This is a genomic window from Paenibacillus thiaminolyticus (genome assembly GCF_007066085.1).
Classification (GTDB): Bacteria; Bacillota; Bacilli; order Paenibacillales; family Paenibacillaceae; genus Paenibacillus_B; species Paenibacillus_B thiaminolyticus.
In genome coordinates this window covers 1,704,114-1,726,892 of sequence record NZ_CP041405.1, presented here as the reverse complement: position 1 = coordinate 1,726,892, position 22,779 = coordinate 1,704,114, and the positions used below count along the sequence as shown (strand labels likewise).

Sequence of the window (22,779 nt, the reverse complement as noted above, 5' to 3'; positions counted from 1 at the left end):
TTGACGCAGACGAAGTGCAGTGCTACGATGAGACCAAACATTATAATGTTTGGCTTATCGACGATAAAGGATTTCCTTCATTATTCGAAATGAGGTGAGCAACTTGGCAGAGCGGATCGTCCTGCGCGGCCTCAAACGCGTGGATGGGACGGATATGGATCTGGTCGTCGAGGACGGGATCATTGCCGGCATTACGGAAGCGGGCGCCAGTCACGGCGGCGATATTATTGATTACACGAATACGGGAACTTACGTATCCAGCGGCTGGATCGATCTGCATGTTCATGCCTTTGAAGAGTTCGATCCTTATGGCGATGCGATTGACAAGATTGGCGTGGAGCAAGGCGTTACGACTGTCGTCGATGCCGGAAGCATGGGGGCGGATCGGATTGGAGATCTGAGGGCGAATGCGGAACAGGCTGTTACGAATGTGTTGGCGCTGCTGAATATTTCCAAAATCGGGCTGAAACGAACGGATGAGCTGTCTGACCTTGCCTGGATCGATCCGGTTGCGGTGCGGGAAGCTGTAGCGGAACATCGTGATTTTATTGTTGGGCTCAAAGCGCGAATAAGCCGGAGCGTCGTGCGTGACTGCGGCATAGAACCGCTCAAGCAAGCGCGCGCCTTGTCGGACGATACAGGACTTCCCGTCATGGTGCATATCGGCTCGGCCCCTCCCGGCATTGAAGAGATTATTCCTTATTTGCGGCGGGATGACGTGATTACCCATTACTTGAACGGCAAAGCGAATAATTTGTTCCGGGAAAATGGAGAGCCGCTTCGCGTGCTGACCGACGCGATATCGCGCGGCGTACACCTTGACGTTGGGCATGGGACAGCGAGTTTCTCGTTCAAGGCAGCAGAATCCGCCAAGCGGCATCGTATTCCGCTCCATACGATCAGCTCGGACATTTACCGCGGCAACCGGCTGAATGGTCCAGTATACAGCTTGGCCCGCGTCATGTCGAAGTTCCTGTATCTGGGTTATTCGCTGGCAGAGGTCATCGCGTCTGTGACGGTTAATGCGGCGGATTGGCTCAGGAAACCGGAGCTGGGCCGGATACAAATAGGGGATCGGGCCCATCTGACGCTATTCGAAGTGCGGAATGAACCGATAGAGCTGACGGATTCGGAAGGCGATGTCCGCATCGGGCATCAACATCTTGTAGCTAAGGGAGTGTATGCAAATGGCAAGTACGTTGCATGTGAAGTACGGACTGAAGCGGGTCATTAATGCCAGCGGCCGCATGAGTATCCTAGGCGTATCCGCGGCGACGGACACGGTGATGGAGGCGATGAAGATCGGCGCGCAGAGCTATGTGGAAATTGCCGATCTCGTCGATAAGGCAGGCAGCTATGCCGCTAGGCTCATCGGTTCCGAAGCGGCCGTCATTGTGAATTCGGCATCGAGCGGAATCGCGCTGTCGGTTGCGGGCATCGTGACGCAAGGGGAGCGCCGCCGCAGCCTTCGCCTGCATCAGGATCCGATCGAGAAGAACGAGATTCTTATTCTGAAAGGCCACAATGTGCAATACGGCGCTCCCATAGAGACCATGGTCTATCTGGGTGGCGGCAAGCTAGTGGAAGCCGGTTATGCGAATGAAGGCAGGGCCGAACATATCGAGGACGCGATTCATGAGAAGACGGCGGCTATTCTCTATGTGAAATCCCATCATGCTGTACAAAAAAATATGATTTCGGTCGAAGAAGCATGGGAAGTGGCGCAGCGCAACCGGGTGCCGCTCATCGTCGATGCGGCTGCAGAGGAAGATTTGCAGAAATATGTGAAGGTATCCGATCTGGCGATCTACAGCGGTTCGAAGGCAATCGAGGGACCGACGACGGGCATCGTGGCGGGCAAGCGGCAGGCTGTGGAATGGGTGAAGACCCAACTGCATGGCATCGGTCGGAGCATGAAGGTCGGCAAAGAGTCGGTATTCGGATTGCTGCAGGCATTAGACGAATATATGGTGAAGGAAGACAAGAGCGAGCAGGAGAAAGAGACGCTTGCCCAACTGATGCCACTGAATGAACTCGAAGGCGTCACGTGTACGATCGTTCAAGACGAAGCGGGCCGGGCCATATACCGTGCGCGCATTCAGATCGATTCCGCGCTTGCCGGCACGATGGCCACAGACGTCGTAGAAGGCTTGAAATCGGGAGAGATCGCGATCTATACGCGCGACTACGGGGCAAGACAAGGCTATTTCGATATCGATCCGCGCCCGCTCATGGGGGACGACATCGACGTCATCACGTCACAAATTCGTAAATTAGCGGGAGGAACTGCTCATGTCTAAGATGGATAAACGGTTGTACAAAGGACGCGCGGCGCTGAATGTGCTCGCCAACAGCGTAGAGAATGCGAAGGAAGTGTTCGATGCGGCGGAAGGACATGTGCTGGTCGGCGTCCTGTCCAAAAACTATTCGACTGTCGAGGCCGCCGTCGAGGCGATGAAGGAGTACGGTGCAGCGATTGACGAGGCCGTATCGATTGGGCTCGGAGCCGGCGACAATCGCCAAGCGGCAGTAGTCGCGGAGATCGCGAAGCATTACGGGGGGACGCACATTAACCAGGTATTCCCTTCGGTAGGCGCAACCCGCGCCAATCTCGATGGCAAGGACTCCTGGATCAACAGCTTGGTGTCGCCTGCCGGGCAAGTCGGTTACGTCAATATTTCAACGGGTCCTGTAAGCGCCGAACAAGCAGATCAAGCGGTCGTTCCGATCAAGAGCGCTATTGCTCTGGTGCGCGATATGGGCGGCAATGCGCTTAAATATTTTCCGATGAATGGCCTTGCTTGCGAGGACGAACTGCGCGCCGTGGCGAAGGCATGCGGCGAAGAATGCTTTGCGCTGGAGCCGACCGGCGGAATCGATCTGGACAACTTCGAAGCGATTCTCCGCATTGCGCTCGAAGCGAATGTGCCGGTCGTCATTCCGCATGTCTACTCTTCCATCATCGATAAGGCAACCGGCAAGACGAAGGTTGAGGATATGCGCGTCTTGTATACGACTATGAAGAAATGGGTCGATTATTATGCCTGATTGGACTCCCACAAAGATCGCGGCCTTCGGAGAGGTGATGATGCGGTTAAGCGTGCCTGGAGTGGAGCGGTTAAGCCAAGCCAGCCGGCTCGATTATTCGTTCTCGGGCACGGGCGTCAATGTCAGTTCGCAGCTTGCCCGCTTCGGGCATAAGGCCTATCTGGTATCGAGGCTGCCGGATAATCCGCTGGGCGAAGCGGCAGAGTCGCAACTGCGCAAGCTCGGCATCGGCACGTCTTATCTTGCCCGCGGCGGGAAATATATAGGAATGTACTTCTACGAAAAGGGGTTCGGGGCGCGCCCCGGGCGCGTCACGTATACGGATCGGCTGGGAAGCAGCTTCAATACCGCTCCGGAAGATGCGTATCCGTATGCCGGTATCGCGAACGGGATCGACGCCGTTCATGTCTGCGGCATTGCCCTGGCGATGAACGATGGCGTCCGCCGCCATATGAAGGCATTGGCAGCCGCCGTCAAGGCTGCGGGAGGGCTCGTCATCTTCGATTGCAACTACCGCCCGGCGCATTGGGGGGAAGGCGGGCATGTGAAGGCCAAGCCCCATTATGAGGAGATGCTGCAGCTGGCAGATATCGTCATGATGAACGAAAAGGATGCGATGCTGACGCTGAACATGAAGAGCGGGAAGACCGGACGGCGGGAACAGGCGGAGGAATTGATTCCCCAGGTGGCCAAGCAGTATAATATTTCCGTCATCGCAGGCACCCATCGCACGATTGTGGACAGTCAGACGCATTCGCTGCAGGGCTTTTTGTATAAGCGGGACTCATTGTATTATGCCGAACCGTTAACCTTCGCGGTACATGATCGGATTGGCGCGGGGGATGCCTATACATGCGGCATCCTGCATGGCGAATTCCGCGGCTTCCCGCCGGAGCGGACGGTAAGGTTCGCCGCCGCCTCCAGCATGCTGGCGCATACGATCGAAGGCGACACGCCGATGGCGGCCGAGCAGGAAGTGATGCGGGCGATGGAAGAGTCCGGGATCGACGTCGAGAGATAAGGGGAAGCACAGCAAGTAAAGGAAAGGCAGGCCGTAGTCTTGAAACTGTCACGGAACAAACGTCCTTTGTATGTACAGGTAAGAAATGTTTTGCGCGAGCGCATTTTGCACGGCGTCTATCCGCTCGGCACGAATATTCCGTCAGAGCCTCAGCTGGAAGAAGAATTCCAGGTCAGCAAAATAACGGTACGCAACGCCATCATTGAACTGGTGCAGGAAGGGTATGTAGAGAAAAGCAGCGGGAAAGGCACCAAGGTCATTCGCAATACGTCTGCCTCAAAGCTGTCCAAATGGAAGCGGTTTACGGAAATTTTGGTCGAGGAGGGCCACCGGATTCATAAACGGGTCGTGAGGGCGGAAGTCATCCACGCCGAGGAGGGAACCGCTCCTTGCCGCTTGTTCGGGGCGAACTGCCTATGCATCGAGCGGGTCTATGATCTTGACGGTTCGCCGTACATCCACTTTACTCACTATTTGTCGCATCAGGCCGGAGCGCTCGATCTGTCGGAACTGGACGGGCAATCGCTGTATGAATGGCTGGAGGAGCAGGATATCGAACTCGGCCAGTACAAGGACGAGTTCGCCGTGACGACGGCGCCGCCCGCGGCCAGGGCGGTGCTTGGCGTAGGAGCGGACGTGCCGCTCTTGCGGCGCTCCCGGTATTCTTATGACGTGAACGGCATGCTAATCGAATATAGCGTAGGGTATTATCATACGGCTCTTCATTCTTATGTCGTGAATTACGACGGCTAATAGGGCGTGGCGGTGCACGACTTGAGGTGAATGATGGGGCCAGGCAGAAGCCGCTCAACGTGCTGGCATCGGGCAGCGCGGACGAGGCGGCTTCTGTCTTTTTGTTGTTGTCCGTCCCGGGGTCTTCCTCTTCACGCTCCAGTGCTCCGTCCGCGCCTCTCCGGAGATGTTCAATTTGCCTCCCGATGAACAGTGCAAAAGGTTGAATCTTGGCAGCGGCTTGGATGTGCGATACCGTTAAAGCAGGGAAGAAGAACATATCGTGGCGGTTGCGAACTCATTGACAGATCAAGACTGCGTACAGGAGGGACACATAATGGATAAGCAGGTCACGATCGTGAATCCGCTTGGGATTCATTCCAGGCCAGCCGGAGCGTTAATGAAACAAGCAAAAGCGTTTCCATGCGATATTCGCCTCCTTAAAGGCGAGAAGGCGGCCAACGCCAAGAGCATTGTCGGCATTTTGTCACTATCGCTCCAGCAGGGCGATCAGGTCATTGTCGAAGCGAATGGCGAGCAAGAAGCGGAAGCGGTAGAGGCGCTCGCGGCCGTGCTGGAGTCGGTACTGGAGGCATGATGGATTCGTGCCGCCAGCAGGCGATAAGGAGTGATGCGGTATCGCACTGTCAACGCGTTCTCGAAGCTTGCTTAAGAAGTTGATGTTCGTGAATACGCCGCTCCACATTAAAGAATTGGCCGCCATGTACGAGGTGAGCGAGCGCTCGATCAAGTACGATCTGGAAGCGATTCGCATGTGGCTGAAGGAGCAGGGGATGCCGCTGCATTCAAGCCCAAGCAAAGGGATATGGCTGGAATGCGGCCATGCGGCGCAGACGGCGCTGCTTCACAGGCTGGATGAAGCGGGTGAAGGCGTCTTCATTAGCCAACAGGAGCGGATGGCCTGTCTCATGCTTGATTTGCTGCTCGGCGATGAACCCATCCCTATCGGGCGGTTCTGCACACGGTATGATGTCACCCGCAATACAATTGTGTCGGATGTGGCGCTGGCTGAGGACCTTCTCGCGGAACATCGGCTTGCGATTGAGCGTACGCGGCGCGGCATCAAGCTGAAGGCTGGCGAGCAGGAGCGTCGTGCCGTATTGGAAAACGTTATTTATGAGCAACTGGATCAAGCCGATATGCTGCAGATCGTTCAGGGCGTTGCGCTGCGGAGAAAGCCAGACACGTTCGCCGTCAATGTGTTGGAGCGCTTGCTTGAGTCCGTTGTCGACGTGAATATGCTGTTCGTGCTAGTAGCGAACATCGTGCGGGATATCGAGCGGGAGCTTGGGGCAACGTTGTCTGATCGCGTCATGATCGGGGTTTTTATCCGGCTGTGCATTGCCATTCAGAGATGCCGATCGGCAAGCGGTTCAGGGTACCCGCTGCCGGCGGATTGCGCCGGCGCCCCGCAGAACAGACTGATGATCCATTCTATTATTCGAATGGGACTGAAGCCATTGTCGGAACGGTATCCGATATCCTTCACGGACGGCGATCTGTGGTTCATCGGCTTGCAAGCGGAAGGGCTTGCCGCTCCGCAAGCCCAAGGCGGACAACAAAAGCCGCTTCCCGATGTGTATGTGCTCACGATGGAGTTGATTCGGCATGTGGAGCGAGAGATGCAATTCCCGCTCCAAGACAATCCGGATTTGTTGAACAGTCTGTTCGCACATATGTCGAGCCGCATCTCGAAGCACAGCCTGGGGGTTGCCGATCCGAATCCGTTGACGAAGGATGTGATGTTGAAGTACAAGACGATGTTCCGGCATGTCAAGGCGGCGTGCACGAACGTGCTTCGCGAGCATCAGATCTTTCTTACCGATGGGGATATTGCGTTCATCGTGCTGCATTTCCAGACGGCGTATGAGCGCCGGATCGATCAGCACAGGTGGAGAGCGCTGGCAGTGTGCGGTACAGGAAGGGGAACGGCCCAACTGCTCACCACCGTTATCGAGAGCGAGTTGAAGCATATCCGGTTCGTCGCCACTTGCTCGGTGATGGATGTCAGGAAGGTGCTTCAGAACATCGAAGTCGATTTGATCATTAGCAACTTGCCCGTAGCGGCCGAAGTTCCGGTCGTCGTCGTACATTCGATTCCGGGAACCAGGGATGTCGAGGCGATTCGAATGCAGCTTGGCCGATTGAATCGCGGCACGGCACACACGGAACGCAGCGGGCATATCTTCGGCGATGCGAAGACGCATCCTTCGTGTGATGGGAGCCTGGAAAGCCGCATTCGCGATGTGATCTATACGGGCTATGAATTGTCAAGAGCTGTCATCGCGCGCTTCAAGCGCTATCTGTCGCCGGAGCGGGAGGAAGGACTGCGGCTTCACCTTATGTTAATGGTGAACCGCGCCGCATGCGGGCGATCCTTTGCGGTTAGCAGGGAGCTTCCGATATTGGATGAAGCGCAGCGGACGATGAAGGTTGAGATTGAACAGATGCTTAGAGAACGAAATGTAAGCGCTTCAGAGGAAGAGGTTTTTGCCATTCTCAGATATTTGGAAGCGTACAACGACAACTTGAATGATGGAGAGCGATCAGCAGATGGATAGAGTCGAACGAATACTTCATGACATTCCCGCCAAGACGAAGGCAGACCCAGACGAACTGGGAGAGCTGCGGCCCATGCTGTACGGCCTGCTGGCAGATAGTGAACGGATTGGCTTGCCGCTGACGGATGACCGTCTGCTCGTCATTGCCATCCATTTGCTCGGGTTCGCCCGCAGGCTGAAGCAAGGAGAGCCGTTGCCCGAGCTGGAGGAATCGATGTTGGACGAGGTCAGTCCGCAACTGGTACAGCTGAGTCACCGGACGCTGCGAAGTTACGGGGAGTTCGCGGAGCAAGCGATTGATGATGCGGAAGTGTTTTATTTGACGGTTCATTTCGAAGCTGCCAGGAATCAATAAGAAGAGGTGAATACGATGGAGAACAAAGTGAAAGTCGTGATTGGAGATCGTCTGGGTAAAGGACAGCAAGTCGCGAAGGGAGTAGAGGCGGCCGGCGGGGAAGCGATCCTCATCCCGGGCGTAGGGGCGGACATGAAGGTCGGCGACGTGATGCACGCGGAGCAGGCGGATTTCGGCATTTCGTTCTGCGGCAGCGGGGGAGCCGGAGCGGTTACGGCCAATACGAAATATAAGTATCCGATGGAGTTCGGCCTGCGTTCCATTGATGCGGGCGTCACGGCCATTCGGGATGGCAAGAAGGTGATTGGCTTCGGCTTCATGGATGTGGAGGAACTGGGCAGAAGGCTGACGGAAGCCTATATTCAGCAATATAGGGGGTGAGACGTCATGTTCCACGTATGGGAGCAGAAGATCGAGATCGAAGGGAAGGGGGATTCGAAGGCCGCAGCCTTCCAGCAGGCGCTCTCCGCCATGAAGAAGAAGCTCGCGCAGGAGATTCCCGATGTGCTGCTGCAGATTGAGCCGCAGAATGTCGAAGTGTTGTCGGCGAAGGAGGCCCGCTATACGGAACGGTTTCTCGGGCTATTTTTTGCGAGAGTAAGGACACGTTACGAGATTCGAGTTCGCATCCATATCAAAATCCGCGCCGTAAAGCTGGACGAAATCGCGTTCGAGCAGCAGACGGAATCTTTGTCCCCGCCCCAGCGCATTCTTCATTTGCGGTAGTACGGTAAGCAGCTTGCAAGCATTACATCCGAGTGGGGAGGATTCCGATGGAAACCGTTACGATTATTGTGGAATCTATCATTATCGGTCTGTTGGTCGGGTATGGCGTTGGGGCTGGGGCGGCGCGCATGTTCCACGCCCCGAAGGTGCAAGGCATGGGAGCGTTCCGCACTTTCGGCGAGTTGAATGCATGCGAAGGAGATCCTGTGGCACATTTCTCCTTCGGACTCGGCTTTCTGTTCAACGCATGGGCATCCGTTGTCGGTGCCGGCGGACTGACCCAGGATGTGGATCACCGCATCATTCCGAACTGGTCAGCCGCGCTCCTGATGATTCGCAATAAAAATGTGGAGGATACGCTGCACAATCCGAAAAAAATGGCGTATGCCGGAGCGCTGGTCGGCGCTATCCTCGTGCCTCTGTTGAATTCCACGGCCGCAGCCATTCCGGCATCTCTGCAAGCCGTCGCGACGCAGGTGCTGGTGCCGGCGGCGAATTGGCTTATTAATCCGATCATGCCGATCGTGTTCTGGACCGCGGCAATGGACGCCGGCAAGCGCCCGGGCTTATGGGCAACTGTGCTTGGCGGATTCGCACATATGATTATGGGCAATGCCGTGCCAGGGCTTGTACTGGGGATACTGGTCGGCAAAGGCTTGGACGACAGCGGCTGGAACCGCATTACGAAGACGCTTGTTGCGGCGATTGTGCTATTATTCACATTGAGCGCTTTCTTCCGCGGCTTCGATGTTCAACTCCTCCGCAGCTTGCATGTGGAGAACATTCCGCAATGGCTCATTGATCTGCACGCATTTTTCGGATCGGAGGTTCGTTAGCATGGAGACGGCAAAACAAGGCTTTTGGTATTCGGAATGGGCGTTCGTCTGGTTTGTCGCCTGCTTGTCTTCCGGTATTTTTGCGGGGACGCATTTATATTATGTCTATCATGTGGGCGCATTTAACGATATTGCGATTGTGGCGCTGCTGGAGGCAGGCATGAAGGGCGGCAGTTATGGCGCGGCCGCAGCCTTCGGCGCCAGCTTCTTGTTCGCCCGCATTCTTGAAGGCCCGCTCGTTGGCATTTTGGATATCGGCGGCGCCTTGCAGACGGGAATCGGCATCGGCGTCCCGGCATTGATGCTCGGGGCTGGAATTACCGCTCCGCTTACTTCGTTTCCGCTCGCCCTATTAACGGGAGCCGGGCTGGGCGCCCTCGTCGGTTCGGTCATTATTATGATCCGCAAATTTACGATCAACGCGGCCAATTCAACATTCGGCGCGGACGTGATGATGGGAGCAGGCAACGCCGCAGGCCGTTACTTGGGGCCGCTCATCGTCATATCGGCCGTCATGGCCTCGATTCCGGTCGGGATCGGCGCGACGATCGGCGCAGGCATTTTTTATTACTTCAAAAAGCCGATTGCCGGCGGCGCGATTATTGGCGCCATGGTTCTGGGCGCGCTATTCCCCATTGCTGCCGGTTCGTAACGTTTGCGAATGAAGGCAGTGTATCATTGAACCGGCTGTCTCTCCAATGAACGGACAGCAATTCGCCGGGGGAGAAGCGGGCAGGATGAGCGTATGAAGAGCTTCCGCTCAATGATGAAGAACCACGTTCTTCAGGCGTGGTTCTTCCCTGCTGTCCACAGGGTGACATTTTCACAGGAAAATAATTTTTACGTGTTCAAATGCTTGACATCAGATGTTAGATAGGATATACTAATGATTGTTGAGGCGATGATAACGGCTTTGACAGTTACATTACATAACATGCATATGCGGTCATGGCGGAATTGGCAGACGCGCTGGCTTCAGGTGCCAGTGGTAGCAATACCGTGGAGGTTCGAGTCCTCTTGACCGCACCATACTTAACAATGACAGGTTTCTGATCTGCTGTTTCTGGCAGAGCAGGAGCCTTTTTATTATTCAATATCTTTAAGCTGGGGCTCATTGCCTGGGCAGAAGAAAGCTTGGAATCTAAATAAACGTAATCTTTGTACTCGTTGCAGGAGCTCCTGAAAGACCGGAACGAGTGGTAGAATCCGATCTTGCCCAAGAACTTTTCGATCTGCTTCTGTAATGTTTCCCGATGGAGAGGAACCTATTGTTGAACGTGTAATCTTGTAGATGCCGGCAATAGAAACCGTTAATCAACCATCCGGGAATGGGATCATGTACTTGTCATCCGATACGTTGTATTAAAGTTAAGTATGTTCTCATTTTTTCAGCTGGGATCATGAATCGATATTCCCTTCAAAAGCAGTCTGATCGCCTTGACATGCAGGGCTGCATATTCTTCCCCGCTTAATTTTGGCATCGTTAGGCAGAGCTGCGTTGCGCCAGCCAATGTGGACATTACACCGAAACTCAACGTTTCGATATCTTCATTAATGAAAACGCCCTGGGCGATCCCTTTTTGCAGCACCTGTTTTATTGCACGATAGGCTACATTTGTGATCTCTCTCAATGTAGCCAATGCTTCGGATTCGCTGGAAAGTGTTCTGGCATACTCTTCGAGCGCTTGGAGTAATGGACTTTCACAATCTCTTCCGAATAAATCAGCCATTTCAAGCAATTGCTGGCTGGGAGACTTGGATTGCTCGGCCAAAAGAAGCCACTTTTGTGACATTTGTTCCGAATGCTGGGTAAGCAATTGGAGAAAGAGAACCTCTTTGTTTTTAAAATGATGATACAAATTGCCTTTACTCATCTGTGTCAAGGCACATAAGTCGTCCATTGTAGCTCGATCATAACCTTTTTCAATAAATAACAACTTGGCATGGTTTAAAATAATCGTTTTTGCTTCTTCTGCCGGCAATCGCCTTCTGCTCATAAGCTCCTCCAGGGAACCTTACAAACGGTTCCTTTTATGTTTGAAAAATTGAAATGCGCTATATGAGATAACGATAGCAAAAATCCCAAAGAATGCAAACCTCATATCTAACGTATGGCGGTAAACAATACTTTGCAGCCCCATGTTTTCCAAAGCCGATGATCCATATCCCCAAATAGATGTATTGAAAATGTTCGTGGCAAAATGAATTCCGATGGGAGCGGCCAGTCCATTGGTGCGGTAAGCAACGATTCCCAGAAAGAATGCTCCTAGCAGGTAATACAATGGTCCAAAAATTCCGTAGTTTAGCATTTCGGGGTTAAGTCCATGGACCAGGGCAAATGTAAGGGAAGTGAGGAGGATGGACCAGAATACACCGCCTCTTAATGATCTGAAGATACGGTACATATACCCTCTGAACAAAATCTCTTCAGCAGCACTTTGAATCAAAATCAAAGGTGCGGTAACAATGAGTACACCTAACCACGGAAGCGGATTGAAATGAAGCGTAAAGGCTTGAGGATGCAGAGCGATATCGACAAGTAAATACAGGATAAGTGCCAATCCGTATAGTGAAAAATAAATCGCAAATTTTCGGTAATTAGGCCTTTTACCTTCAAACAAAAATGCTCGAAAACGAATTTTGAAAAAATATCTGGTGACGATGCAGACTCCGAGAATCAGGAAAGAAAAGGACAAATATAGCGTGATCAAACTAGGTAATCCTGAGTGAGTAGCGGGAATTAAAGCATGAATTAGATTTAACCATAATAAAGTGCCTCCTTGCCAAATAATGAAAATGACGATAAACCCTGCAAAAGATTTGAAGCTGAATGGTATCGGCGGTTGGAGCCCATAATTCTTTTCCATGAAGTGCACCCATTTCTTATTGTAGTTACCGACTACATAGTCGGTAACTACAATATACTTATCTAATAGATGTCTGTCAACACAATGACAACGTAATAATCTGTAAGCCTGGAATTTGTATTACACCAGCTCAAACATGGTCATTGGTGATCGTGGGAGAACAGTTTTTTTGACCAGAAAAATAGGTCAACCAGAAATCTCTGGTTGACCTAATAATACGAACATCCCTTTAACCCGCTCGCTCTTCCGGAAGCCGCAGCAGCAGTTCCAGGAAGACGGGAACAAGCGGCAAGGTTCGGTGGCTCGATTATTTTGTGACTTGGTCTTGCATTCGTTCACACTATCATGAAGGGAGATGCAAGTCGTCCCATATCGTTCAGGTTGTTTGACGCTCAACAAGCTGAAAATTTAACTTTGACTGTTCCAAGGATTCCCCTCCAATTTGATTCCATAAATGGTAGAAAGCATTCCATGCTTGCTCCTTGATCGGATTATGAATGGTTGTTATCCCCAGAGAGGCGGACAACTCGGTATCGTCAAAGCCAATAATGGCTAACTGCTCCGGGATGTCCAGATTTTGGCGGCGAGCTGATGAAACTACTGAGCCGGTAGATGAAACAAAGGCTTCCCTGGGAAACCGAATTTTTGAAGTCATCTCTCGCAGCTTTTCGCCATTGTTGGGAGCCTTGGCCGGAGCCGGGATGCTGAAAGCGCTGTTAACGGTACTGACCATGGTTGGATGGTTATCTACAGAGAGCGGCACCTATTTTATTCTGTCTGCTGCTGGAAATGCCGTCTTTTATTTTCAGAAGATCATTCATAAGGACCTGCATCTGTTTATGCTGCCGCTGCTTTCTTTAATAATCATTGTACCTTTGACTGTCTTAATATTTGGCCCGTTCGGCATATATGTCGGAGATGCGATTGGTGCGGCAATCGGCTTCTTGAGCTCAAAAAGCGGGATTTTAACGGGCACTGTGATGGGGGCAGGATGGACCTTTTTGACATTGTTCGGCCTCCATTGGGGAGTTGTCCCTATTATGATTTCCAATATAGGCAGCGGTGGAGATCCGCTTACCGGAATGCTCGCTGCGGCTCCTTTTGCACAAATGGGGGTGGCACTTGGCATATTCTTAAAAGCAAAAGACAAAAATCTAAAAACATTAGGCGGATCCACATTATTGCCAGGCCTATTGTCCGGTGTAACGGAGCCAAGGGCTTATATGTTATTGGTGTGGCGGCAGCTTTTGTCGGTGCAGCTCTTCTTACGGTCTTTTTGGGATATGAAGATAGAGGACGCTGATTTCGGAGAAGAATCGCTAAGGCGTAGGGATACAATTTATTCAGTTACAGTAGAGCCGTTGAGATAAGCATCCCACGGCTCGTTTTTTGTTGCCCTGCAAGCGGGTGAAGAAGCGTGAATAATAAATGAACGCTTATGGCGCTTTGTTTAACGCGGGCTTAATGTATAGGTTTCCCCTAACGCTTGAATGCCGGTAAAGGAGTTTTTCCACCCGGATCTTTCCACCTGGGCTTTAACGCCATTTGCAATCTCGGCATAGAACTGAACTTGTTTTTTATTATATTTAGGATTATTGTGTGGATTTGGAGATATTGTATACGTGTGATTACCTGGATTGAATGTAATGCCCCGGTTTTTTCCGAACGATTCTTCGATATATTTATAGGTTTCGTTATTGATTTTGATCGTGCCGCTTACACCCTTAGCTTCTACATTCGAGGCGGAGAAAGGAAATACAATGACAGCAAGAGCAAAAATCAGAGACAACGATACGGCAGAAAATCTTTTCTTCATGTGAACATCCTCCTTCATAGATATATCGTTCATTACTGATAGCAACAAGAATATGAGTTCTGCCTTTTCTCCTCTCCGTAGTTTGATTTTGTCACTATCTGTAAATTATTGTAGCACCAATTAGATAAAAAAGGAAAGTGATTAAATTATTTCATCTTTGTATTTTTTATGTCAAGCTGCTCCCCGATTCATACACCAGAACCCAATATTTTTCCCCCAGCTTCTCTTCTTCCACAACTTTTTGCCATCCGTTCTTCTCATAAAACTTCATCGCGTTGTGATTTTCGGAGACGCACTTCAATCGTACGGGGGGATTCATTTGTGCTATGGAGGCATCCAGCAGCAGACCGCCGATACCCTTGCAGAAGAAATCAGGGTGAACAAATAAATTGTGAATAAAATTATCGGGCAAGTACAAGGAAGCGAATCCAAGGATATGATTATCCTCCTCGGCTAACAGGACATACTCGTCTACCGTATCCCTGTCAAAATCGTCTATGGTCATTTTTTCTGTCTCCGCCCAATGAAAAGTTCTACGGCGCGACTCCAGATATATCATTCTCAGATCAGGGTAATCTCTTTCCGTGGCTGCTCGAATATTCACATTTTTCACTCTCGCTTTCTTGATATCCATCTGTAAGCCTGCATATTATACTATACCGTCATGAAGGGTGAGATGTATCATTCATAAGATAATAATTCGTAAAGAGGTGTTTTATGAAAATAAACAATGGGAGAGTGAATAAACGATGGCAGAAGGTATGAAAAAGAAGATTATACTTGACTGCGATCCGGGACACGATGATGCGATTGCCATTATGCTCGCTGCCAAGCACCCCATTTTTGACCTGCTGGCCATAACGGTTGTGGCGGGAAATCAAACTCTGGAGAAAACGGCCAGGAATGCTGTAGATATCTGCTCCTATCTTGATATCCGCAATGTGCCAATTGCGGCCGGCATGGCTGAGCCGATGATTAGACAGCAGGTAATAGCCAATGCGATTCATGGTGAGACAGGGTTGGATGGTCCGAGCTTTGGCGAACCCACTCTTGAATTGGATACGCGGCATGCGGTAGATCTAATCATTGAGCTGCTTATGAACTCGGAAGGGGATATAACATTAGTACCGACCGGTCCGTTAACGAATATCGGAATGGCGATTCGCAGAGAACCGAGAATCGTGCCCCAAATTAAAGAAATCGTATTGATGGGCGGCGCATATCAGCTTGGAAACGTAACCCCGGCGGCAGAGTTCAATATTTATGCGGACCCGGATGCGGCACATGTTGTTGTTACATGCGGCAGACCGATCGTTATGATTGGGCTTGACCTTACCCGCCAAGCATTGGTTGTCAAGAGCATGATGGACCGCATTGCAAGTCTGAATAATAAAGCTGCTAAGCTTTTCGTTGAAATTATGTCTTGGGTGGGGGTAAGGCAGAAGGAAATATACGGCTGGGAGGGCCCGCCGCTGCATGATCCAACGACATTGATCTACCTGATGGACCCATCCATTATTCAAACCAAGCCTATGCATGTGGCGGTTGAACTGAGAAGCGAGGCATGCTATGGGCGAACACTGTGCGATTACTTTGGCATTACAGGAGAAAAACCCAATGCAGAGGTGGCGGTGAAGCTGGATTTCGCAAAATTTGAAGATGCCGTTTACGAGACGTTGAAGCGATACTCATAACTTGCAAAGCGCGAATACGATGACTATTGCATGTTCCATGTTTACATGACGAGCTACATAGGTTACTATTAACCTATGTTACAAGTAACCTAATGAGGTGGCTTTTATGTCGATCAAATATGCCATACTTGGCCTTCTTAGCTGGAAGCCTGGTACCGGATATGAACTAAAAAAGATTTTTGAAGACTCTTCAGCTATGTATTGGTCCGGCAACAACAATCAAATCTACAAATCTCTTGTTCAGCTCTTGAATGAAGGCTTGGTGACGAACGAGATTAAGCATCAGGAAAGCTCTCCATCCAAGAAAATTTACAGTATTACGGAGGAAGGGCTGGCCAGATTGAAAGAATGGGTTCTTGAAGAACCGGAAGTTCCCGAGCTCAAGAACACGTTCCTTATTCAATTGGCGTGGGCAGACCAACTGAGCGACCAGGAATTACATGAACTGCTGGATCGATATGAAAGCAGAATCAACATGCAGCTTATCTACCAGCAGGAAAAAATGAAGCGCGGAGTTCAGGCGCCCAATCGAAACGAGCGGGAAACCTTTTTATGGGATAAAATTGCTGAAAATCAGTTATCCCTCTATCACAACGAACTGAAATGGGTGCAAGGCATTCGCAAGGAACTCGATGACAGAACATAAATGGAGGAGAGAACGACAATGAACTATAAAATTGTGGAGAACGGAACGAAAAAGTATATCGAATTGATCTCTAGCCAAACCCCGCTAAATACAGAGCAGGATGCCGTAGATCTGGTTGCGCTGTGCGGAGAACATAATATCGATTTTCTGATGCTGCATGGGGAGGCGCTATCGGAGGACTTTTTCAATCTGAGAACAGGCGTAGCGGGAAGAATGATGCAGAAATTTATCAATTACGGTGTAAAAACGGCCGTCGTCATTCCCGATCCATCGGTGAATAAAGGCAGGTTCAAGGAAATGGTCACCGAATCCAATCGGAGCAACCATTTTGGGGTTTTTGCAACGAGAGAGGACGCGGAAAGCTGGCTTATTTAATCACTCTCTTAGCAAAAAATCGGAGGGGTTAATAAGCTAGTTATGAGGAGAGTTCGGTAATGGACTATCTTATTGATTTTATTTTGTTAGCATTCATTTATGTTTTGTTTTTTTATAGGAAATGGAGTAAAAAATCAAAAAAGCATTTAATACTGAATTCAATAATATACGTTTATATTGTAATGGTTTTATTTGTTACGGTAATGCCATTTACCTTACCCTTTGGCGGAACTAATAATTTGTTTATGGAAACAGCGAATTTTATTCCTTTTAGAGATTTAATGGCAAATTACAGTGGGGCGGCTAGAGAACTTCTTTTAAATGTTATTATGATGATGCCATTTGGATTTCTATATCCCATCTCTAAGAAAAAAGGTGTTCTGATTACGGTAGCATTGACTTTTCTTTTTAGCTTAATCATTGAATCTTCTCAGTTACTAAGTGCGTGGTGGGGAGGCTTACATTCAAGAACTTTTGATGTGACTGATTTGATTACAAACACAATTGGTGGTTTATTGGGCTATCTTATTTTTTTAGTTTTAAGACCAGCGGTCCAAAAAATATTAAAAGAATACTAAACATGTCAGATTATTTATCAAAGAACCTTGATCCCGACAATAAAAAACGGATAGAGCACTCCGAAGTCATGAAAGTGCTGGGCGGGTTATGACATAAGGGGATGCGGCTGCTTGGCTTAGCCAATAGAAAAACACGCTTGCGTAACGGCAGCGTGTTTTTTGCGTTTATGGCAAGATGGCGAAGGAGCGCACCGGAAATCCGGATGCTTTCTCCGGCTTGGGCACAATGTTAAAAATGATGGCGCCTGTGGCCGGCACTTTATCGAGATTCTTCATAAGCTCGACTTGGTAGGCGTCTTGCTCCAGCACGTAATACTCGGCTAACAGGGCGCCATTCTTTTGATAGTCGATGCTCGCGTCCGTATCGAACGTTTCATGGCCGATCGCCTTGATATTTCTTTCCTGGAATAAAAATTGAAGCGCGGCCAGCGACCAGCCCGGTGCATGGTTATGGCCGTCGGCATCTTTGTTATTGAAGGCGTCTTTTTCCGGCCACCGCTTGCTCCAATCGGTTCGCAGCGCCACGAAGGAGCCTGCCTCGATGGTGCCGTGCTCCGCTTCAAATTGCAAAATGTCTTCTACGCTGAGCGCATAGTCATGGTTCGCTTCCGCTTCTTTGGACTTGTCGATCACGACCAGAGGCAGGACCAATTCCTTCAAATCTAGCTCATCCAAATAACGCCTATTCCGCACAAAATGAATGGGAGCATCCAAATGCGTTCCGTACTGTCCGGCAAATGTAAAGCTCTGTGCAAAAAATCCGTCATCATGGTTGAATAGGGTCGTGAACTGGGCATCGGCAAAAGCGAAAAAATGAGGCGATTCCGGACCGAACGTATGCGTCAGATCGACCCATTCCTTTTCTTTTAATCGCTGCAACGCGTTGATTAATTCGTTTGAGTTTGCCATCTGAACACCCCACAGTTGTATACTTGCCAAGTCTTTTCCTGAACCTAGCTGCTCCTTCTAGCTATGTCTTGTTCTTGTTGTTTTATATAATACTTTTGCAGCTCAAGTATGTAATTATCTAGCTGTTGGCTAACTTGAACGACTTCGTCGTCGGTAAGTTTGCCTTTTTGATTGGCAATGTGGATTAATTTTTGTTTAAGCTCCTTGACTTTGGCCAACAGTGCATCATTTAAATTTTCTAATTTGTTTATGCATTCTTTTTCATTGTCAGTATCGTTCACCTTAGAGAAGTACCATGCACTTTCTAGCAGATCTGATACTGCTTTTGGAATGTCGCCAGCGGCAACGAAATACTCCGCTCGATGAAAATAGTATTCGGCCAACTGCGAGATGATATTGGGGTTGTTTGTGCTGATGGATTGCGGTTGGATTGGGTAAGCAAGTAATCGTTCCGCTTCAACTAATCGGTTGTCCGGCAAATAGATTTTCATTAATTGGTTGATTGCAAGAAGAGCTTCATCCTGGCTGCATGTTTTCAGAAAGGATGTAAGTATTGTGACAGCGGCATCGGTGTTCCCCTTCTTAGAATTAATCGCTGCTTCCATGAGCACTGAATTGGCTTTAATCTGAGGGCAGTCATATTGAGCATAGAGGCTTGAATAATATCCCAACTTTTCGTAATCTCCAATGCGAAAATAAGAATCACGCAATATACCTAGCGCATGAATGTAAAACCAGTTGTCTGGGGTTGCTTCCCGAAGGACGTGGAGGCCGAGCTCGATGCTTTGCCGGTACAAAAATAAATTGAATGCGTGAATCGCCAATTTGTAATACAAAGTTACTCTGTCCTCGCTGGTTAAAAATTGGGCGTACTGAATGATATCCTTGCCGCTCTCGTAAACCGATCTGAGCCGGGTGAAGTCGTCCCGTTCGATAAGGTATACCTGCAGTAATCCCCTGGCTAGAAAGGGCATGATGCCGTGATCGCGAGAGTAGTCCACAATGAGTTGATACAGGGCGAATTGAATCTCCTTATTTTCTACGTTGCTCGTGAAGTCATAAAGCCGTTCCGCCAAGGCGTGACTATCGTCACTAGGGGATTCTAAAAATTTTCTGCCTACTTTGGCTACCAGCTCGGCAGTGCCCGAATGCTGAATCACGTCCTGCAACATGAAGAGGAGGGTGTTTGCCCTCTTGTCCACGGTGATGTGCAGTTCGACCAACGTCTCTAGCGGGATTTGCAAGGTGTCTGCAAGCGGACGGATGGTCTTATATTCCGGTCTTTTCACGTCACCGTTTTCAATTTTGGAGATGGTCCCCTTATGTATGCCTGTCAACTCTGACAATTTCGCTAACGTCATGCCTCTATTGCGTCTGTAACATTGTATTAACTCCCCAATGGACAGTAGTCGTGCCATCCGATAAGCACCTTCTCCCCATATTCAAATGATATGACCCATGACTGATTTTATAGTCTTAGGACCAGCTACCCATCGTTGCAACGCTTGGATTAATTCGTTTGCCATTTGACGACCCCACAAGTTGTTTACTACCAAGCTATTCCCTGAGCCTAGCTGCTCCTTTTAGCTATGACTCTTTCTTGTTGTTTTATATAATACTTTTGAAACTCAAGTATGTAAATATCTAGCTGTTGGCTAACTTGAACGACTTCGTCATCCGTAAATTTGCCTTTTTGATTGGCAATGTGGATCAATTTTTGTCGAAGTCCGTTAATTTTATGGAGAATATCATCATTGTACACAATAGTTCGTCACCTCACATCAGCTTGGATAATGGGGCGCTTTCTTAACTATGAGTATACAATGTGTCTAATGAATTACAATAAATTCAAATATAGGAAACATGAAGAAACGAAAAAGAGTACCTATCAGGTACTCTTACCAAGGATGATGACCGTTTTCGCTTCCTAGAAGTACGGCAATCGTATTTATACCAACAATTACAGAGAAAAAGAGACCACTATATAGCTTCGCGATGAAACGCTTCACATGAATCCCTCCATTTTATCAGTCTTTAGCTACGCTGAGTTCGTAATACTTATTCAACTTTTCTAATGTTGATATTGAAATTCCAACATTTTGTTGTAAATGGCTACGGACGATGTTATTAATGCATTCTTTTTCTTTATCGGTATTATTGACTCTCGAAAAATGTAACGCACTCTCTAAGAAATCAGATATTCCTTTTTGAAGATCGCCTACGGCAACAAAATATTCAGCTCGATGATAATAGTATGTACCTAGCTGCAAGATAATATTGGGATTATTTGTACTGATAGATAGCGGGCATACTGGATATGAAAGCAGTTGTTCCGTTTCTTCCAATCGATTTTCCCGCAAATATATTTTCATTAATTGATTCATTGCCAGAAGAGCATCATCCCGATTGCATGTTTTCAAAAATGATGTAAACTGTTCGATAGCTACTTCAGTGTTTCCCTTTTTTGCGTTGAGCGATGCTGTCATAAGAATTGAATATGTCTTAATATGAGGATAGTCGTATTGTGAATAGAGTCGAGAGTAATATTCAGACTTTTCGTAGTTCTCTATATAGAAGTAAGAATCACGAATTATGCCAAGCGCATTTATGTAATACCAATTGTTTGCATCTGCTTCACGAAGAACATGGAGACAGAGTTCAATACTTTGCTGGTACAGACATAAATTTAATGCATGAACACCTAATTTGTAATACAAAGTGACTCTGTCTTCGCTGGTTAAAGATTGGGCGTACTGAACGATATGCTTGCCGCTCTCATAAACCGCTCTGAGCCTGGTAAAGTCATCCCTCTCGATAAGATACACTTGGAATAATCCCCTAGCCAGAAAAGGCATGATGCCATGATCGCGAGAATAGTCAACAATGAGTTGATATAGGGCGAATTGAATCTCCTTATTTTCTACGTGGCCCGCGAAGTCATAAAGCCGTTCCACCAAGGCGTGACTATCGTCACTGGGTGATTCTAAAAATTTTCTGCCTACTTTAGTCACCAGCTCGGCAGTGCCCGAATGCTGAATCACGTCCTGCAACACAAATAGTAGGGTGTCAGCCCTCTTGTCCACGGTGATGTGCAGTTCGACTAAAGTCTCTAGCGGGATCTGCAATGAGTCTGCAAGCGGACGGATGGTCTTATATTCCGGTCTTTTCACGTTACCGTTTTCAATTTTGGAGATGGTCCCTTTATGTATGCCTGTCAGCTCTGACAATTGCGCTAACGTCATGCCTCTATTGTATCTGTGACATTGTATTAATTCACCAATGGACAATATTTGTGCCATCCGATAAGCACCTTCTCCCCATATTCAATGATATATCACCTATAATTTACCATCCCTCTCTCGTTTTGTAAACACGATATGACAAAATACCCATTTTAAGAGAAATATCTATGGAGATGACAGTCGGTTGTGGGAGACAGGCGCCTGATGAGAGCAGAGTCGCTGCGAATCCTGTCAAAAAGGGCTGCCCTTCGTCATTTTTCTCTGACGTGTCGGACAGCCCTCGGGGATCAATATGCAATTATGCTTTGAAAATCTTATCGATCCGCTCGATCTCCTCCGGAGTCAGCCGAACGGATAAGGTCTTCAGGTTGTTCAGCACCTGATCCGGCCGCTTGGCGCCCGGGATGAGTGCGTCGATAGCGTCCCGCGTCAAATACCAGGCCAGCACGACATGGGCCACTTCGGCCTGCTTCGCCTCCGCTATCTGCCGGATTTGCTCGACTTTCTCCAGATTCGCGGCGAACGCCTCGCCCTGGAACATCGGACTGTTGGCGCGTCCGTCCATGAACTGTGAATCCTTCGTGTACTTGCCGCCCAGCAAGCCTGACGCCAGAGGGAAATAAGGGATGAATGAAATGCCGTTCTCCGCCGCATAAGGAAGAAGATCACGCTCTTTGTCGCGCTTGATCAGGTTGTATTCGTCCTGGATGACGTCGACGCAGCCGTCCTTATTCGCTTCCCGCAATTGGTCGATGGTGAAGTTGGATACGCCGATCGCCCGAATTTTCCCCTCGTCCTTCAGCTTCTTCAGCGTGCCAACGGCCTCGTCCTTCGGCGTCTGTTCGTCCGGAAAGTGAATGTAGAACAAGTCGATGTAGTCGGTCTGAAGACGCCGCAGGCTGTTCTCTACGGCAGCGGTAAGGAAGGCGGGGGAGTTGTCGATCTCCACCTTGCCGTCCACGAACTTATGCGCCCCCTTGGTGGCGATCACGATGTCCGAACGGTTGCCCTTCTCCTTCATCACCTCGCCAATAAGCTGCTCGGAGCGCTCCGGCCCATAGATGAACGCCGTGTCCACAAAGTCGATGCCCTGATCGAAGGCAGTACGGACGACCTCCTTGCCTGTCTCATCGTTCAAGTTCGGGTGAATGTTATGTCCCCCGACCGCGTTGGCGCCAAGCCCAATCGGATTAACCCATAAGTCCGTCTTGCCGATGCGCGTCTTCTGCGTCATTCCCCTTCACTCCTTTGTTCATGATGCCTTCAGTATAGCAGTTGCGGATCGCCGCTGGCAAACGAAGGAAAAACCTATCCAAGCATCATTTTTCCAGGTTCGCCATACTTGCGCCCTG

The 22,779-nt window shown here is 49.3% G+C and carries 27 protein-coding genes and 1 tRNA gene; 18 read left to right on the top strand and 10 right to left on the bottom strand.

What is annotated here, in order from left to right; all coding sequences use genetic code 11:
• Positions 1-103 precede the first annotated feature (103 nt).
• From FLT43_RS07745 to FLT43_RS07685, 13 genes are all read left to right on the top strand, one after another.
• Positions 104-1,234 carry an amidohydrolase/deacetylase family metallohydrolase gene (locus FLT43_RS07745; RefSeq protein WP_087442258.1) on the top strand — a complete coding sequence of 377 codons (1,131 nt, stop codon included), beginning with the start codon at positions 104-106 and terminating at the stop codon, positions 1,232-1,234.
• Positions 1,188-2,300 (top strand): DgaE family pyridoxal phosphate-dependent ammonia lyase, encoded by a 1,113-nt coding sequence (locus FLT43_RS07740; protein ID WP_087442259.1) that lies wholly within the window; start codon positions 1,188-1,190, stop codon positions 2,298-2,300. The genes FLT43_RS07745 and FLT43_RS07740 overlap by 47 nt, the downstream gene beginning before the upstream one ends.
• A complete protein-coding gene (dagF, locus tag FLT43_RS07735) occupies positions 2,293-3,048 on the top strand; it encodes a 2-dehydro-3-deoxy-phosphogluconate aldolase (protein WP_087442260.1) in 756 nt (251 codons plus the stop codon). Before FLT43_RS07740 ends, dagF begins: the two co-directional genes overlap by 8 nt.
• On the top strand, positions 3,041-4,069 hold the full coding sequence (locus tag FLT43_RS07730) for a sugar kinase (protein ID WP_087442261.1): 1,029 nt from the start codon (positions 3,041-3,043) through the stop codon (positions 4,067-4,069). Before dagF ends, FLT43_RS07730 begins: the two co-directional genes overlap by 8 nt.
• Before the next feature lie 39 nt (positions 4,070-4,108).
• On the top strand, positions 4,109-4,822 hold the full coding sequence (locus FLT43_RS07725; protein WP_087442262.1) for a GntR family transcriptional regulator: 714 nt from the start codon (positions 4,109-4,111) through the stop codon (positions 4,820-4,822).
• Positions 4,823-5,138: 316 nt separating this feature from the next.
• The gene (locus tag FLT43_RS07720) at positions 5,139-5,399 is read left to right on the top strand and encodes an HPr family phosphocarrier protein (protein WP_087442263.1); all 261 of its coding nucleotides are present in this window, start codon (positions 5,139-5,141) and stop codon (positions 5,397-5,399) included.
• An 88-nt stretch (positions 5,400-5,487) separates the two neighbouring features.
• The gene (locus FLT43_RS07715) at positions 5,488-7,383 is read left to right on the top strand and encodes a BglG family transcription antiterminator (protein ID WP_164776435.1); all 1,896 of its coding nucleotides are present in this window, start codon (positions 5,488-5,490) and stop codon (positions 7,381-7,383) included.
• Positions 7,376-7,738, top strand: a complete 363-nt coding sequence (locus FLT43_RS07710; RefSeq protein ID WP_164776436.1) for a PRD domain-containing protein — start codon at positions 7,376-7,378, stop codon at positions 7,736-7,738. The genes FLT43_RS07715 and FLT43_RS07710 overlap by 8 nt, the downstream gene beginning before the upstream one ends.
• Before the next feature lie 15 nt (positions 7,739-7,753).
• Positions 7,754-8,119 (top strand): SFCGS family glycine-rich protein, encoded by a 366-nt coding sequence (locus FLT43_RS07705; RefSeq protein WP_087442266.1) that lies wholly within the window; start codon positions 7,754-7,756, stop codon positions 8,117-8,119.
• A 6-nt stretch (positions 8,120-8,125) separates the two neighbouring features.
• A complete protein-coding gene (locus FLT43_RS07700) occupies positions 8,126-8,464 on the top strand; it encodes a DUF4312 family protein (protein ID WP_087442267.1) in 339 nt (112 codons plus the stop codon).
• A 47-nt stretch (positions 8,465-8,511) separates the two neighbouring features.
• Positions 8,512-9,300, top strand: a complete 789-nt coding sequence (locus FLT43_RS07695) for a DUF4311 domain-containing protein (RefSeq protein ID WP_087442268.1) — start codon at positions 8,512-8,514, stop codon at positions 9,298-9,300.
• A gap of 1 nt (position 9,301) precedes the next feature.
• Positions 9,302-9,952, top strand: a complete 651-nt coding sequence (locus FLT43_RS07690) for a DUF4310 family protein (RefSeq protein WP_087442269.1) — start codon at positions 9,302-9,304, stop codon at positions 9,950-9,952.
• A 290-nt stretch (positions 9,953-10,242) separates the two neighbouring features.
• Positions 10,243-10,329: transfer RNA gene (locus tag FLT43_RS07685), tRNA-Leu, on the top strand.
• Positions 10,330-10,688: 359 nt separating this feature from the next.
• On the opposite strand, the gene FLT43_RS07680 is transcribed toward FLT43_RS07685, so the two are convergent.
• From FLT43_RS07680 to FLT43_RS07670, 3 genes are all read right to left on the bottom strand, one after another.
• Positions 10,689-11,297, bottom strand: a complete 609-nt coding sequence (locus FLT43_RS07680; protein WP_087442270.1) for a TetR/AcrR family transcriptional regulator — start codon at positions 11,295-11,297, stop codon at positions 10,689-10,691.
• Positions 11,298-11,315: 18 nt separating this feature from the next.
• Positions 11,316-12,167 (bottom strand): CPBP family intramembrane glutamic endopeptidase, encoded by an 852-nt coding sequence (locus FLT43_RS07675; protein ID WP_087442271.1) that lies wholly within the window; start codon positions 12,165-12,167, stop codon positions 11,316-11,318.
• A 376-nt stretch (positions 12,168-12,543) separates the two neighbouring features.
• A complete protein-coding gene (locus tag FLT43_RS07670; RefSeq protein ID WP_244194166.1) occupies positions 12,544-12,822 on the bottom strand; it encodes a substrate-binding domain-containing protein in 279 nt (92 codons plus the stop codon).
• 46 nt (positions 12,823-12,868) lie between these two features.
• Between FLT43_RS07670 and FLT43_RS07665 the strand changes: the two genes are divergently transcribed.
• Positions 12,869-13,537, top strand: coding sequence for a PTS sugar transporter subunit IIC (locus FLT43_RS07665; protein WP_244194167.1), 669 nt, complete (start codon positions 12,869-12,871; stop codon positions 13,535-13,537).
• 80 nt (positions 13,538-13,617) lie between these two features.
• Here the strand turns inward: FLT43_RS07665 and FLT43_RS07660 are convergent, their stop codons facing one another.
• Both FLT43_RS07660 and FLT43_RS07655 read right to left on the bottom strand, forming a co-directional pair.
• A complete protein-coding gene (locus tag FLT43_RS07660) occupies positions 13,618-13,983 on the bottom strand; it encodes a hypothetical protein (RefSeq protein WP_087442273.1) in 366 nt (121 codons plus the stop codon).
• Positions 13,984-14,149: 166 nt separating this feature from the next.
• On the bottom strand, positions 14,150-14,587 hold the full coding sequence (locus FLT43_RS07655) for a GNAT family N-acetyltransferase (RefSeq protein WP_087442646.1): 438 nt from the start codon (positions 14,585-14,587) through the stop codon (positions 14,150-14,152).
• A 145-nt stretch (positions 14,588-14,732) separates the two neighbouring features.
• Here FLT43_RS07655 and FLT43_RS07650 point away from each other — a divergent pair, with 145 nt between their 5' ends.
• From FLT43_RS07650 to FLT43_RS07640, 4 genes are all read left to right on the top strand, one after another.
• Positions 14,733-15,677, top strand: coding sequence for a nucleoside hydrolase (locus tag FLT43_RS07650; protein ID WP_087442274.1), 945 nt, complete (start codon positions 14,733-14,735; stop codon positions 15,675-15,677).
• Positions 15,678-15,783: 106 nt separating this feature from the next.
• Positions 15,784-16,323 (top strand): PadR family transcriptional regulator, encoded by a 540-nt coding sequence (locus FLT43_RS30035; RefSeq protein WP_244194168.1) that lies wholly within the window; start codon positions 15,784-15,786, stop codon positions 16,321-16,323.
• Positions 16,324-16,341: 18 nt separating this feature from the next.
• On the top strand, positions 16,342-16,698 hold the full coding sequence (locus tag FLT43_RS30030; RefSeq protein ID WP_244194169.1) for a DUF4180 domain-containing protein: 357 nt from the start codon (positions 16,342-16,344) through the stop codon (positions 16,696-16,698).
• A 59-nt stretch (positions 16,699-16,757) separates the two neighbouring features.
• A complete protein-coding gene (locus tag FLT43_RS07640) occupies positions 16,758-17,276 on the top strand; it encodes a VanZ family protein (RefSeq protein ID WP_087442275.1) in 519 nt (172 codons plus the stop codon).
• A 165-nt stretch (positions 17,277-17,441) separates the two neighbouring features.
• Here the strand turns inward: FLT43_RS07640 and FLT43_RS07635 are convergent, their stop codons facing one another.
• The 5 genes from FLT43_RS07635 to FLT43_RS07615 form a co-directional block, all read right to left on the bottom strand.
• Complete coding sequence (locus tag FLT43_RS07635) at positions 17,442-18,185, bottom strand: cyclase family protein (protein WP_087442276.1); 744 nt, start codon at positions 18,183-18,185, stop codon at positions 17,442-17,444.
• A 44-nt stretch (positions 18,186-18,229) separates the two neighbouring features.
• Positions 18,230-19,603 carry an XRE family transcriptional regulator gene (locus FLT43_RS07630; protein ID WP_087442277.1) on the bottom strand — a complete coding sequence of 458 codons (1,374 nt, stop codon included), beginning with the start codon at positions 19,601-19,603 and terminating at the stop codon, positions 18,230-18,232.
• Positions 19,604-19,755: 152 nt separating this feature from the next.
• Entirely contained in the window at positions 19,756-19,947 is a 192-nt protein-coding gene (locus tag FLT43_RS07625) for an aspartyl-phosphate phosphatase Spo0E family protein (RefSeq protein WP_244194170.1), read from the bottom strand.
• Positions 19,948-20,212: 265 nt separating this feature from the next.
• Complete coding sequence (locus FLT43_RS07620; RefSeq protein ID WP_087442278.1) at positions 20,213-21,484, bottom strand: helix-turn-helix domain-containing protein; 1,272 nt, start codon at positions 21,482-21,484, stop codon at positions 20,213-20,215.
• A 241-nt stretch (positions 21,485-21,725) separates the two neighbouring features.
• Positions 21,726-22,661, bottom strand: a complete 936-nt coding sequence (locus FLT43_RS07615; protein ID WP_087442279.1) for an aldo/keto reductase — start codon at positions 22,659-22,661, stop codon at positions 21,726-21,728.
• Positions 22,662-22,779 lie beyond the last annotated feature (118 nt).